This is a genomic window from Pseudomonas folii (genome assembly GCF_014357575.1).
Taxonomy (GTDB): domain Bacteria; phylum Pseudomonadota; class Gammaproteobacteria; order Pseudomonadales; family Pseudomonadaceae; genus Aquipseudomonas; species Aquipseudomonas folii.
The window spans coordinates 1-13,377 of the sequence record NZ_JACONW010000142.1; the positions used below are offsets into that span (position 1 = coordinate 1).

The 13,377-nt window shown below is 56.8% G+C and carries 10 protein-coding genes; 9 read left to right on the forward strand and 1 reads right to left on the reverse strand.

All coding sequences use genetic code 11. From position 1 onward, the window contains the following. Nucleotides 1-87: 87 nt before the first annotated feature. Nucleotides 88-1,377, reverse strand: a complete 1,290-nt coding sequence (gene gltA, locus H8S59_RS21905; RefSeq protein ID WP_027900891.1) for a citrate synthase — start codon at nt 1,375-1,377, stop codon at nt 88-90. Between the two features lie 362 nt (nt 1,378-1,739). On the opposite strand from gltA, the gene sdhC reads away from it, so the two are divergent. The 9 genes from sdhC (at nt 1,740) to sucD (ending at nt 13,201) form a co-directional block, all read left to right on the forward strand. Beyond that, nucleotides 1,740-2,114 (forward strand): succinate dehydrogenase, cytochrome b556 subunit, encoded by a 375-nt coding sequence (gene sdhC, locus H8S59_RS21910; protein ID WP_080238188.1) that lies wholly within the window; start codon nt 1,740-1,742, stop codon nt 2,112-2,114. Beyond that, nucleotides 2,108-2,476 (forward strand): succinate dehydrogenase, hydrophobic membrane anchor protein, encoded by a 369-nt coding sequence (gene sdhD / locus H8S59_RS21915; RefSeq protein ID WP_095096975.1) that lies wholly within the window; start codon nt 2,108-2,110, stop codon nt 2,474-2,476. The genes sdhC and sdhD overlap by 7 nt, the downstream gene beginning before the upstream one ends. Nucleotides 2,477-2,479: 3 nt before the next feature. Then, nucleotides 2,480-4,252 carry a succinate dehydrogenase flavoprotein subunit gene (gene sdhA, locus H8S59_RS21920; protein ID WP_095096971.1) on the forward strand — a complete coding sequence of 591 codons (1,773 nt, stop codon included), beginning with the start codon at nt 2,480-2,482 and terminating at the stop codon, nt 4,250-4,252. An 11-nt stretch (nt 4,253-4,263) separates the two neighbouring features. After that, nucleotides 4,264-4,968 carry a succinate dehydrogenase iron-sulfur subunit gene (locus tag H8S59_RS21925; protein ID WP_032629172.1) on the forward strand — a complete coding sequence of 235 codons (705 nt, stop codon included), beginning with the start codon at nt 4,264-4,266 and terminating at the stop codon, nt 4,966-4,968. 260 nt (nt 4,969-5,228) lie between these two features. Further along, nucleotides 5,229-8,060 (forward strand): 2-oxoglutarate dehydrogenase E1 component, encoded by a 2,832-nt coding sequence (locus H8S59_RS21930; protein WP_095096968.1) that lies wholly within the window; start codon nt 5,229-5,231, stop codon nt 8,058-8,060. Between the two features lie 41 nt (nt 8,061-8,101). Further along, nucleotides 8,102-9,352 carry a 2-oxoglutarate dehydrogenase complex dihydrolipoyllysine-residue succinyltransferase gene (odhB, locus tag H8S59_RS21935; protein WP_095096965.1) on the forward strand — a complete coding sequence of 417 codons (1,251 nt, stop codon included), beginning with the start codon at nt 8,102-8,104 and terminating at the stop codon, nt 9,350-9,352. A gap of 173 nt (nt 9,353-9,525) precedes the next feature. Continuing rightward, a complete protein-coding gene (lpdA, locus tag H8S59_RS21940) occupies nt 9,526-10,962 on the forward strand; it encodes a dihydrolipoyl dehydrogenase (protein ID WP_187522792.1) in 1,437 nt (478 codons plus the stop codon). 188 nt (nt 10,963-11,150) lie between these two features. Beyond that, nucleotides 11,151-12,317 (forward strand): ADP-forming succinate--CoA ligase subunit beta, encoded by a 1,167-nt coding sequence (gene sucC, locus H8S59_RS21945; protein ID WP_032629164.1) that lies wholly within the window; start codon nt 11,151-11,153, stop codon nt 12,315-12,317. Then, the gene (gene sucD / locus H8S59_RS21950) at nt 12,317-13,201 is read left to right on the forward strand and encodes a succinate--CoA ligase subunit alpha (protein WP_027900900.1); all 885 of its coding nucleotides are present in this window, start codon (nt 12,317-12,319) and stop codon (nt 13,199-13,201) included. The genes sucC and sucD overlap by 1 nt, the downstream gene beginning before the upstream one ends. Nucleotides 13,202-13,377 lie beyond the last annotated feature (176 nt).

Sequence of the window (13,377 nt, forward strand, 5' to 3'; positions counted from 1 at the left end):
CAGGTCCAATGTTTGCTTTGCGAGTCATATTCTTCAGGCACAAAAAAGGGCTGCCAATGGCAGCCCTTTTTAGTTGTCGCATGAAGCTTACTTGCGATCTTCCAGTGGCACGATATCGCGGGACACGTAGCCGGTGTACAGCTGGCGTGGACGGCCAATCTTGTACGGGCTGGAAAGCATTTCCTTCCAGTGGGAGATCCAGCCGACAGTCCGCGCCAGAGCGAAGATTACGGTGAACATGCTGGTCGGGATACCGATTGCCTTGAGGATGATGCCCGAATAGAAGTCGACGTTCGGGTACAGCGAGCGCTCGATGAAGTAAGGATCGGTCAGGGCGATCTCTTCCAGGCGCATGGCCAGCTCAAGTTGTGGGTCATTGGTGATGCCCAGCTCCTTGAGGACTTCGTCGCAGGTCTGCTTCATCACGGTAGCGCGCGGGTCGCGGTTCTTGTAAACCCGGTGACCGAAGCCCATGAGCTTGAACGGATCGTTCTTGTCCTTGGCCTTGGCGATGAACTTGTCGATGTTCGATACGTCACCAATTTCATCGAGCATGGACAACACGGCTTCGTTCGCGCCGCCGTGCGCCGGGCCCCAGAGCGCGGCAATACCGGCTGCGATGCAGGCGAACGGGTTGGCACCCGAAGAGCCCGCCATACGTACAGTGGACGTCGAGGCGTTCTGTTCGTGATCGGCGTGCAGGATGAAAATCTTGTCCATGGCCTTGGCCAGCACCGGGCTGATCGGTTTGATCTCGCACGGCGTGTTGAACATCATGTGCAGGAAGTTCTCTGCGTAGCTCAGGTCGTTGCGCGGGTACATCATGGGTTGGCCCATGGAGTACTTGTAAACCATGGCCGCCAGAGTCGGCATCTTGGCAACCAGACGGATGGCCGAAATTTCACGATGCTGCGGATTATTGATGTCCAGAGAGTCGTGATAGAACGCGGAGAGTGCACCCACCACGCCACACATCACCGCCATCGGGTGAGCGTCGCGACGGAAGCCGTTGAAGAAAGTCTTGAGCTGCTCGTGAACCATGGTGTGGTTTTTCACGACAACAACGAACTGGGCTTTCTGTTCGGCGGTTGGCAGTTCGCCATTCAGCAGCAAATAGCAGGTTTCCAGGTAGTCCGACTGCTCGGCCAACTGTTCGATCGGATAGCCGCGGTGCAGCAGGATCCCGTTGTCACCATCAATGTAGGTGATCTTCGACTCGCAAGAGGCGGTCGACATGAAGCCTGGGTCGAATGTGAAGCGGCCGGTGGCGGTAAGACCGCGTACGTCGATCACGTCGGGGCCTACGGTGCCGGTGAGAATGGGCAGCTCGACGGGGGCTGCGCCCTCGATGATCAACTGCGCTTTATTATCAGCCATGTGGCCTCCTGTTTATGCTTCAAATCATCAGACGGCCCCCCACGCAGGGCCCGCACCACTATAGTTAGATAAAATCTAAAGTCAATTTGCCTAAAGTCGTGTTCCAGAAGGCTTTCAGGCTTGATTTACCCTGCGACATTCTGTCACTTACGCTTTTTATCCGGCCAGCGCAATCACCGATTTGAGGGGCCTCTCTGCGTTGTCATTAGTAACCTAACTGTCTATACTCGGCGTCCGACCGCCAGGGGCTTTAGGGCCTGTATACCGGAGGTCGTCACTCCCTGGGTGGTGGGTACCTGACCAGTGCACTTCCCAATAATTTGCCCTGATAGTTAGGGGCTCTTCAAGTGTGAAATAAAGCCGTGAAAAGCCAACGACCTGTAAACCTAGACCTAAGGACCATCAAACTCCCAGTCACTGCTTACACGTCCATTCTTCACCGTGTCTCCGGAGTCATTCTCTTTGTCGGCCTCGTCATCATGCTCTATGCATTGGACAAGTCGCTGAGTTCCGAAGAAGGGTTCGGTGAAGTTAAAGCGTATCTGACCAGTCCGCTGGCCAAGCTTGTGATCTGGGCTCTGCTGTCCGCCCTGCTTTATCACCTGGTAGCGGGCATCCGCCACCTGATCATGGACGCGGGCATTGGCGAGACGCTGGAAGGCGGCAAGCTGGGCTCCAAAATCGTTATCGCCGTATCCGTGGTGGTAATCGTTCTGGCGGGAGTATGGATATGGTAACCAACGTCACTAACCTGTCGCGTTCGGGCCTCTATGACTGGATGGCGCAGCGCGTATCTGCGGTCGTGCTCGCGGCTTATTTCATTTTCCTTATCGGATACATCGTCGCCCACCCGGGTCTCGACTACTCCCACTGGCATGCACTGTTCTCAAACAACTGGATGCGCATCTTCAGTCTGCTGGCTCTGGTTGCCCTGGGCGCTCACGCCTGGGTCGGCATGTGGACCATCGCGACTGACTACCTGACGCCGATGGCGCTGGGCAAGTCGGCGACGACTGTGCGTTTCCTTTTCCAGGCGTTCTGCGGCGTTGCGATGTTCGCGTACTTCGTCTGGGGTGTGCAGATTCTTTGGGGTATCTGAGTCATGGCTAACATAAATACACTTTCATTCGACGCCATCATTATTGGTGGCGGCGGTGCAGGCATGCGCGCTGCCTTGCAGCTGGCTCAGGGCGGCCACAAGACCGCCGTAGTCACCAAGGTTTTCCCGACGCGCTCCCACACCGTTTCCGCTCAAGGCGGCATTACTTGCGCCATTGCTTCTGCCGATCCGAACGATGACTGGCGCTGGCACATGTACGACACCGTCAAGGGCTCCGACTATATCGGTGACCAGGACGCTATCGAATACATGTGTTCCGTAGGTCCGGAAGCCGTTTTCGAGCTCGAGCACATGGGTCTGCCGTTCTCCCGTACCGAACAGGGTCGCATCTATCAGCGTCCGTTCGGTGGCCAGTCGAAAGACTTCGGCAAGGGTGGTCAGGCTGCACGTACCTGTGCTGCTGCCGACCGAACCGGTCACGCACTGCTGCACACCCTGTATCAGGCCAACCTGAAGGCAGGCACTGTATTCCTCAACGAATACTACGCAGTCGATCTGGTCAAGAACCAGGATGGCGCTTTCGTCGGCATCATCGCCATCTGCATCGAAACTGGTGAAACCTCCTACATTCGCTCCAACGCGACTGTACTGGCTACCGGTGGTGCCGGTCGCATCTACTCCTCCACCACCAACGCTCTGATCAATACCGGTGACGGTGTGGGCATGGCGCTGCGTGCCGGTGTGCCGGTTCAGGACATCGAGATGTGGCAGTTCCACCCGACCGGTATTGCCGGTGCAGGTGTACTGGTAACAGAGGGTTGCCGTGGTGAAGGTGGATACCTGATCAACAAGCACGGCGAGCGTTTCATGGAGCGTTATGCGCCCAACGCCAAGGATCTTGCGGGTCGTGACGTTGTTGCCCGTTCCATGGTCAAGGAAATCATTGCCGGTAACGGCTGTGGTCCTGATGGCGATCACGTCATGCTCAAACTTGATCACCTGGGTGAAGAAGTGCTGCACAGCCGTCTGCCAGGGATCATGGAATTGTCCAAGACCTTCGCGCACGTCGATCCAGCCGTTGCTCCGATCCCGGTTGTTCCAACCTGCCACTACATGATGGGCGGCGTTGCCACCAACATTCATGGTCAGGCGATCACTCAGGACGCTGCCGGCGTCGATCAGATCATTCCAGGTCTGTTCGCTGTGGGTGAAGTGGCTTGCGTATCGGTCCACGGTGCCAACCGTCTGGGTGGCAACTCGTTGCTCGACCTGGTGGTGTTCGGTCGTGCTGCCGGTCTGCACCTTGAACAGGCTCTTAACGAAGGCGTTGATTACCGTCGCGCTTCGGAAACTGACATCGATGCCGCTCTGGCGCGTCTCAGTGGCCTGAACAACCGTACAGAAGGCGAAGATGTCGCTTCCCTGCGTAAAGAGCTGCAGAGCTGCATGCAGAACTACTTCGGTGTATTCCGTACCGGCGAATACATGCAGAAAGGTATTGCTCAGCTGGCGGGCCTTCGTGAGCGCATCGCCAACGTCAAGATCAACGATAAGAGCCAGGCGTTCAACACGGCTCGTATCGAAGCGCTTGAATTGCAAAACCTGCTGGAAGTCGCTGAAGCTACCGCGATTGCCGCAGAACATCGTAAAGAGTCCCGCGGCGCTCACGCCCGTGAAGACTTTGAAGATCGCGACGACGAAAACTGGCTGTGCCACACCCTGTACTTCCCGGGTGATAAGCGCGTGACCAAACGTGCCGTGAACTTCTCGCCAAAAACTGTTCCGACTTTTGAACCTAAGATTCGGACTTATTAAGGGTGACCGATATGTTGCAAGTCAGTGTTTATCGCTACAACCCTGATCAGGACGCCGCGCCGTTCATGCAGGAGTTTCAGGTCAATACAGACGGCAAGGACATCATGGTCCTGGACGTGCTGGCCCTGATCAAGGAACAGGATGAAGGTTTCTCCTACCGTCGTTCGTGCCGCGAAGGTGTTTGCGGCTCCGACGGTATGAATATCAATGGCAAGAACGGCCTGGCGTGCATCACGCCGCTGTCGGCCGTGGTCAAGGGCAACAAGCTGGTCGTGCGTCCACTGCCTGGTTTGCCTGTGATACGTGACCTGGTTGTTGATATGAGCATCTTCTACAAGCAGTACGAGAAGGTTAAGCCATATCTGTTGAACGATACTCCGGCTCCGGCCATCGAACGTCTTCAGACTCCTGAAGAGCGTGAGAAGCTGGATGGTCTGTACGAGTGCATTCTGTGCGCTTGCTGCTCGACTTCCTGCCCGTCTTTCTGGTGGAACCCGGACAAGTTCCTCGGTCCAGCTGCACTGCTGCAAGCCTATCGTTTCCTGGCTGACAGCCGTGACAACAAGACCGCCGAGCGTCTGGCTTCGCTGGATGACCCGTTTAGCGTATTCCGCTGCCGCGGGATCATGAACTGCGTCAACGTTTGTCCGAAGGGCCTTAACCCAACCAAGGCTATCGGTCACGTGCGCAACATGCTTCTGCAAAACGGCGTCTGATTTGACTGTTACATCGTAATGCCGTAATACCCGTAACCGCTGCGGCGCAGGCTTCAACCGGCGCCGTAGTTTTAACCTGAGCAGCAGCGAGTAATGCTGCGGCTCTTATTTTGAAGAAATAAGACCAGCAGGGGCATCCGGGCTGGTACCCGGACTATCTGCGTGATCCTAAGTGGCTTGATACAGTCGCTGCACATGACTATCTCAGGTTTGCTGTGGTGTCTTCGCCGGTGGTGTCCCCTTACCGAGGGTGACCAAGCATGCAAGAAAGCGTGATGCAGCGCATGTGGAACAGTGCCCACCTTTCCGGTGGTAACGCTGCCTATGTGGAAGAGCTCTATGAGCTCTACCTGCACGACCCTAACGCTGTGCCAGAGGAATGGCGCACCTACTTTCAGAAGTTGCCCGCTGACGGCAACTCTGCCACCGATGTATCGCACTCGACGATTCGCGATCATTTCGTGTTGCTGGCGAAAAACCAGCGCCGCGCCCAACCGGTATCCGCCGGAAGCGTGAGCAGCGAGCATGAAAAGAAGCAGGTCGAAGTATTGCGGCTCATCCAGGCTTACCGTATGCGCGGCCATCAGGCAGCCCAGCTCGACCCGCTGGGGCTGTGGCAACGTACGGCGCCAGCTGACCTGTCGATCAATCACTACGGGTTGACCAACGCTGACCTGGATACCACTTTCCGTGCCGGTGACTTGTTCATTGGCAAAGAGGAAGCGAGCCTACGCGAAATCCAGGACGCCCTACATAAGACATATTGCCGCACCATTGGCGCCGAATTCACTCATATCGTGGATTCCGAGCAGCGCAACTGGTTCATGCAGCGTCTTGAAAGTGTTCGTGGCCGTCCTGCGTTCTCTGCCGAAATCCAGAGCCATTTGCTCGAGCGCGTTACCGCGGCAGAGGGTCTTGAGAAATATCTGGGCACCAAATACCCAGGCACCAAGCGCTTCGGTCTGGAAGGTGGTGAAAGCCTGATTCCGATGCTGGACGAACTGATCCAGCGTTCCGGTTCGTACGGTACCAAGGAAATCGTTATCGGCATGGCCCACCGGGGCCGTCTGAACGTGCTGGTCAACACCTTCGGCAAGAACCCGCGCGAGCTGTTCGACGAGTTTGAAGGCAAGAAAAAAGTCGAGCTGGGTTCCGGTGACGTTAAATACCACCAGGGCTTCTCCTCGAACGTGATGACCACTGGCGGCGAAGTTCACCTCGCCATGGCGTTCAACCCGTCTCACCTGGAGATCGTTTCTCCGGTGGTCGAAGGTTCGGTTCGCGCTCGTCAGGATCGTCGTAACGATCCAAACGGTGACAAGGTTCTGCCAATTTCCCTCCACGGTGATGCTGCTTTCGCAGGGCAAGGCGTGGTTATGGAAACCTTCCAGATGTCGCAGACTCGCGGCTTCAAGACGGGCGGCACGATCCACATCGTCATCAACAACCAGGTAGGTTTCACCATCAGCAACCCGCTGGACTCGCGCTCTACCGAGTACGCCACCGACGTTGCCAAGATGATTCAGGCACCGATTCTCCATGTAAATGGCGATGACCCTGAAGCCGTTGTATTCGTGACCCAGCTTGCCATCGACTACCGCATGCAGTTCAAGCGTGACGTGGTTATCGATCTGGTCTGCTACCGTCGTCGCGGCCACAACGAAGCGGATGAACCAAGTGGCACCCAGCCTCTGATGTACCAGCAGATCACCAAGCAGCGCACCACGCGTGAGCTGTATGCCGAAAGCCTGATCAAGGCCGGCGTTCTGGACGAGGCTCGTGTACAGGCCAAGATCGACGACTACCGCAACGCGCTGGACAACGGTCTGCATGTTGTGAAAAGTCTGGTCAAAGAGCCAAACAAAGAGCTGTTCGTGGACTGGCGTCCGTATCTGGGCCATGCCTGGACTGCACGTCATGACACCCGCTTTGACCTCAAGACCCTGCAGGAACTGTCGGCCAAGCTGATGGAACTGCCAGAAGGTTTCGTGGTTCAGCGTCAAGTGCAGAAGATCTACGAAGACCGTCAGAAGATGCAAGCCGGTGGCCTGCCGATCAACTGGGGTTACGCCGAAACCATGGCTTACGCGACTCTGGCGTTCGAAGGTCACCCGATTCGCATGACGGGTCAGGACATCGGCCGCGGTACGTTCTCGCACCGTCACGCTGTGCTGCACAACCAGAAAGACGCCGGTACCTACATTCCGCTGCAGAATCTGTATGCCGGTCAGCCACGTTTCGATCTGTATGACTCCTTCCTTTCGGAAGAAGCCGTACTGGCCTTCGAATACGGCTACTCGACGACTCAGCCAGATGCGCTGGTTATCTGGGAAGCCCAGTTCGGCGACTTCGCCAACGGTGCGCAAGTGGTTATCGACCAGTTCATCACCAGCGGTGAGCACAAGTGGGGTCGTCTGTGCGGTCTGACCATGCTGTTGCCTCACGGTTATGAAGGGCAGGGGCCGGAGCACTCGTCGGCACGTCTTGAGCGTTATCTGCAAGGTTGTGCCGAGCACAACATTCAGGTGTGTGTACCGACTACGCCAGCGCAGATCTACCACTTGCTGCGTCGTCAGGTCATCCGTCCGCTGCGCAAGCCGCTGATCGTGCTGACACCGAAGTCGTTGCTGCGTCACAAGCTGGCTGTTTCTACCCTGGAAGATCTCGCCGAAGGTTCGTTCCAGACTGTCATCCCGGAAATCGATACCCTCGATGCCGCCAAGGTGACGCGTCTGGTGCTGTGCGGCGGCAAGGTTTACTACGACCTGCTGGAAAAACGCCGTGCCGAAGGCCGTGAAGATATCGCCATTGTGCGTATCGAGCAGCTGTACCCGTTCCCGGAAGACGACCTGATGGAGGCGATTGCGCCTTACACCAATCTGCAGAATGTAGTGTGGTGCCAGGAAGAGCCGATGAACCAGGGTGCCTGGTACAGCAGCCAGCATCACCTGCGTCGCAGCGTTGGCAATCACAACCGCAACCTCGTCCTCGAGTATGCGGGTCGTGACGCCTCTGCAGCGCCTGCATGTGGTTACGCTTCGATGCACGCCGAGCAGCAGGAAAAACTGCTGCAAGATGCCTTCACTGTTTAACGCCTTCGCGCATTAGAAACCGAATTAAGGAATTACAGATAATGGCTATCGAGATCAAAGCCCCCTCTTTCCCGGAATCAGTTGCCGACGGCACCATTTCCAAGTGGCACAAACAACCGGGCGAGGCGGTAAAACGTGACGAGCTGCTGGTCGACATCGAGACTGACAAGGTTGTCCTCGAAGTACTGGCTGAGGCTGACGGCGTACTGGCATCGATCGTGAAAGGCGAGGGCGAAATCGTCCTCTCCAACGAACTGATCGCGACGCTGGATGGTGGTGCTACCGCTTCTGCCGCTCCGGCTGCCGCAGCCGCACCTGCTGCTGCCCCGGCTCAAGCGGCTGCTCCGGCGACCGCTCCAGCTGCTGCTCCAGCCGCTGCCGGCGACGAAGATTCGGTTGCTGCCCCTGCTGCTCGCAAACTGGCTGAAGAAAACGGCATCAACCTGGCCAGCGTCAAAGGCACTGGTAAAGATGGCCGCGTCACCAAGGAAGACGTGGTGGCTGCTGTCGAAGCGAAGAAATCCGCGCCTGCTGCTGCACCGGCCGCCAAGCCAGCCGCTGCCGCTGCTCCAGTCGTCGCTGCTGGCGACCGCACCGAGAAGCGCGTACCGATGACTCGTGTACGTGCCACCGTTGCCAAGCGTCTGGTTGAAGCTCAATCGAACATGGCGATGCTGACCACGTTCAACGAAGTCGACATGACCGAAGTCATGGCGCTGCGTTCGAAGTACAAGGACCTGTTCGAGAAGTCCAACAACGGCGTACGTCTGGGCTTCATGTCGTTCTTCGTCAAGGCTACTACCGAAGCGCTGAAACGCTTCCCGGCAGTCAACGCATCGATCGACGGTTCCGACATCGTTTATCACGGCTATGCCGACGTCGGTGTTGCTGTGTCCAGCGACCGTGGTCTGGTAGTTCCGGTTCTGCGTAACGCAGAGCAGATGAGCCTGGCTGAAATCGAAGGTGGCATCGCTACCTTCGGCAAGAAAGCCCGTGACGGCAAACTGTCCATCGACGAAATGACTGGCGGTACCTTCACCATCACCAACGGTGGTACTTTCGGTTCGATGATGTCGACACCAATCGTTAACCCGCCGCAAGCGGCCATCCTGGGCATGCACAACATTATCCAGCGCCCGATGGCGGTCAATGGTCAGGTTGTGATCCGCCCGATGATGTACCTGGCTCTGTCCTACGATCACCGTTTGATCGATGGTAAAGAAGCCGTGACGTTCCTGGTGACCATCAAGAACCTGCTGGAAGACCCGGCTCGTCTGCTGCTGGATATCTGATGAGGCAGCCCCGAGCTGCAAGCCGCAAGCTGCAAGAGAAAAGCAGCGTGGGCTGGAGCTCGGGTTTTGCAAATTACATCTAATGAACAGGTTGCAACGCACGTCTGTAATACATCACAGGCCAGCTTGCAGCTTGTAGCTTAAAGCTCGCAGCTAAAGAGGAACTCTTTGTTATGTCCCAGAAATTCGACGTGGTAGTGATTGGCGCAGGCCCTGGCGGTTATGTTGCCGCCATCAAGGCTGCGCAACTTGGTCTCAAGACTGCCTGCATCGAGAAGTATCAGGACAAGGAGGGCAAGCTGGCCCTCGGCGGTACTTGCCTGAACGTGGGCTGCATTCCGTCCAAGGCGCTGCTGGACAGCTCCTGGAAATTTTATGAAGCCAAAAATGGCTTCTCGATCCATGGTATCTCGACTTCTGAAGTCAGCATGGACGTACCGGCCATGGTCGGTCGCAAAGCCAACATCGTCAAAGGCCTGACCGGCGGCGTTGCCAGCCTGTTCAAAGCCAATGGCGTGACCACTCTGCAAGGCCACGGCAAACTGCTGGCCGGCAAGAAAGTCGAGCTGACGGCTGCTGATGGCACTGTTGAAATCATCGAAGCTGACCATGTAATCCTGGCTTCCGGTTCGCGTCCGATTGACATTCCACCGGCTCCGGTCGATCAGAAAGTCATCGTTGATTCGACTGGCGCTCTGGAATTCCAGCAGGTTCCACAACGTCTGGGCGTGATCGGCGCTGGCGTGATCGGCCTGGAACTGGGTTCGGTATGGGCTCGTCTGGGTGCTCAGGTTACTGTTCTGGAAGCGCTGGATAAATTCATTCCTGCTGCTGACGAGGCTGTTTCCAAAGAAGCCCTGAAAACCTTCACCAAGCAAGGTCTTGACATCAAGCTCGGCGCTCGCGTGACCGGTTCCAAGGTCAACGGCGAAGAAGTTGTGGTCAGCTACACCGACGCCGCCGGCGAGCAGTCGATCACCTTCGACCGCCTGATCGTAGCCGTTGGTCGTCGTCCTGTGACAACTGATCTGCTGGCCTCCGACAGCGGTGTGGACTTGGATGAGCGCGGTTTCATCTACGTTGATGACTACTGCACCACCAGCGTTCCTGGCGTTTACGCCATCGGCGACGTGGTTCGTGGTCTGATGCTGGCCCACAAGGCTTCTGAAGAAGGCATCATGGTTGTCGAGCGCATCAAGGGCCACAAGGCTCAGATGAACTACAATCTGATTCCTTCGGTTATCTACACCCACCCGGAAATCGCGTGGGTTGGTAAAACCGAGCAGACCTTGAAGACTGAAGGCGTTGAAGTTAACGTCGGCACTTTCCCGTTCGCAGCCAGCGGCCGTGCCATGGCAGCCAACGACACGGGCGGCTTCGTCAAGATCATTGCCGATGCCAAGACTGACCGTGTTCTGGGTGTTCACGTTATTGGTCCTAGCGCTGCCGAGCTGGTACAGCAGGGCGCGATCGCGATGGAATTCGGCAGCAGTGCCGAAGATATCGGCATGATGGTCTTCTCCCATCCGACGCTTTCCGAAGCATTGCATGAAGCTGCTCTGGCCGTGAATGGCGGTGCCATCCACATCCAGAACCGCAAAAAGCGTTAAGACAACAAGAGAAACCACGACGGACTGCCCGTCGTGAGCCTTGCGAGCAAGACTCACCGCGGAATGTCCGCCGGACTCGACCTCCGGACTCTTCCTGAAGGGATTGCCCGGGGTATCGGTCACAGGTGGTGCGGCACGCCAGACGTGCAGCACCGAATGCGCAGTACCTAACGAAGACGGTAATAAGCATGAATCTTCACGAGTATCAGGGTAAGCAGCTGTTCGCTGAGTACGGTCTGCCAGTATCCAAAGGCTACGCAGTAGACACCCCGGAAGCAGCAGCAGAAGCTTGCGATAAGATTGGCGGGACTGAGTGGGTCGTCAAAGCCCAGGTTCACGCTGGTGGTCGCGGTAAAGCGGGCGGCGTAAAGCTGGTTCGCAGCAAAGAAGACGCTGCAGCGTTCGCCCAGCAATGGTTGGGCAAGCGTCTGGTAACTTACCAGACTGACGCTAACGGTCAGCCAGTGACCAAGATCCTGGTTGAGTCCTGCACCGACATCGCTAAAGAGCTGTATCTCGGCGCTGTAGTGGATCGTTCCAGCCGTCGTATCGTGTTCATGGCTTCCACCGAAGGTGGCGTGGACATCGAGAAGATCGCTCACGACACTCCTGAGAAAATCCTCAAGGCCACGATCGATCCACTGGTTGGCGCTCAGCCATTCCAGGGTCGCGATCTGGCATTCCAGTTGGGTCTGGAAGGCAAGCAGGTTTCCCAGTTCGCCAAGATCTTCACCGGTCTGGCCAAGCTGTTCCAGGACCACGACCTGGCCCTGCTGGAAGTGAACCCGCTGGTTATCAAGGCTGACGGCGATCTGCACTGCCTCGACGCCAAGATCAACATCGACGCCAACGCCATGTACCGTCAGCCCAAGCTGAAGGCTTTCCACGATCCGTCGCAAGACGATCCGCGCGAAGCTCACGCTGCCAAGTTCGAACTGAACTACGTAGCGCTGGAAGGTAACATCGGCTGCATGGTCAACGGTGCTGGCCTGGCCATGGGTACCATGGACATCGTCAACCTGCATGGCGGCAAGCCAGCCAACTTCCTCGACGTAGGCGGTGGTGCAACCAAGGAACGCGTTACCGAAGCGTTCAAGATCATTCTGTCCGACACCAACGTCGCTGCAGTTCTGGTCAACATCTTCGGCGGCATCGTTCGTTGCGACATGATTGCCGAAGGCATCATCGGTGCAGTGAAAGAAGTCGGCGTTAAAATCCCGGTTGTTGTTCGCCTTGAGGGTAACAACGCTGAACTGGGCGCTAAAGTACTGGCAGAAAGCGGTTTGAACATCATCGCGGCTACCAGCCTGACCGACGCTGCTCAACAAGTTGTCAAAGCTGCGGAGGGCAAGTAATGAGCGTCCTGATCAATAAAGACACCAAAGTAATCTGCCAGGGCTTCACCGGTTCGCAGGGTACTTTCCACTCCGAACAAGCCATTGCCTACGGCACCAAAATGGTTGGCGGCGTGACTCCAGGCAAAGGTGGCACCACTCACCTGAACCTGCCAGTGTTCAACACTGTGCAAGAAGCAGTCGATAAAACCGGCGCAACCGCTTCGGTCATCTACGTTCCAGCACCGTTCTGCAAGGACTCCATCCTTGAAGCAGCGTTCGGCGGCATCAAGCTGATCGTCTGCATCACCGAAGGCATCCCGACCATCGACATGCTGGAAGCCAAGGTCAAGTGTGACGAGCTGGGTGTGGTCCTGATCGGTCCTAACTGCCCAGGCGTTATCACTCCGGGCGAGTGCAAGATCGGCATCATGCCAGGTCACATTCACTTGCCAGGCAAAGTAGGCATCGTGTCGCGTTCCGGCACCCTGACTTACGAAGCTGTGAAGCAGACCACTGACGCCGGTTTCGGTCAGTCGACTTGCGTTGGTATCGGTGGTGACCCGATCCCGGGCTCCAACTTCATCGACATCCTGAAATTGTTCCAGGAAGACCCGAAGACCGAAGCGATCGTGATGATCGGTGAGATCGGCGGTTCAGCTGAAGAAGAAGCGGCTGCCTACATCAAGGCACACGTGACCAAGCCGGTTGTTTCCTACATCGCTGGTGTGACTGCTCCTCCGGGCAAGCGCATGGGCCATGCTGGCGCAATCATCTCTGGCGGCAAAGGCACTGCAGACGAGAAATTCGCTGCGCTGCAAGACGCAGGCGTGAAAACCGTGCGTTCGCTGGCAGACATCGGCAAGGCTTTGGCTGAGCTGACGGGTTGGGAAGTCAAAAAATAAGCGAATGCTTATTTGATTGACCGACTTAACAAAGGCCACCTTCGGGTGGCCTTTGTGCGTTATGGAGGGGGCGAACATAGTCCCGGGCGGTTGCGTACATATCCGTTGCTGCGTTATGGCTGATATTGGTTGCGCTTTTACAGCGCGTCACTTTTGATGGATCCGGAAGCCGGCCC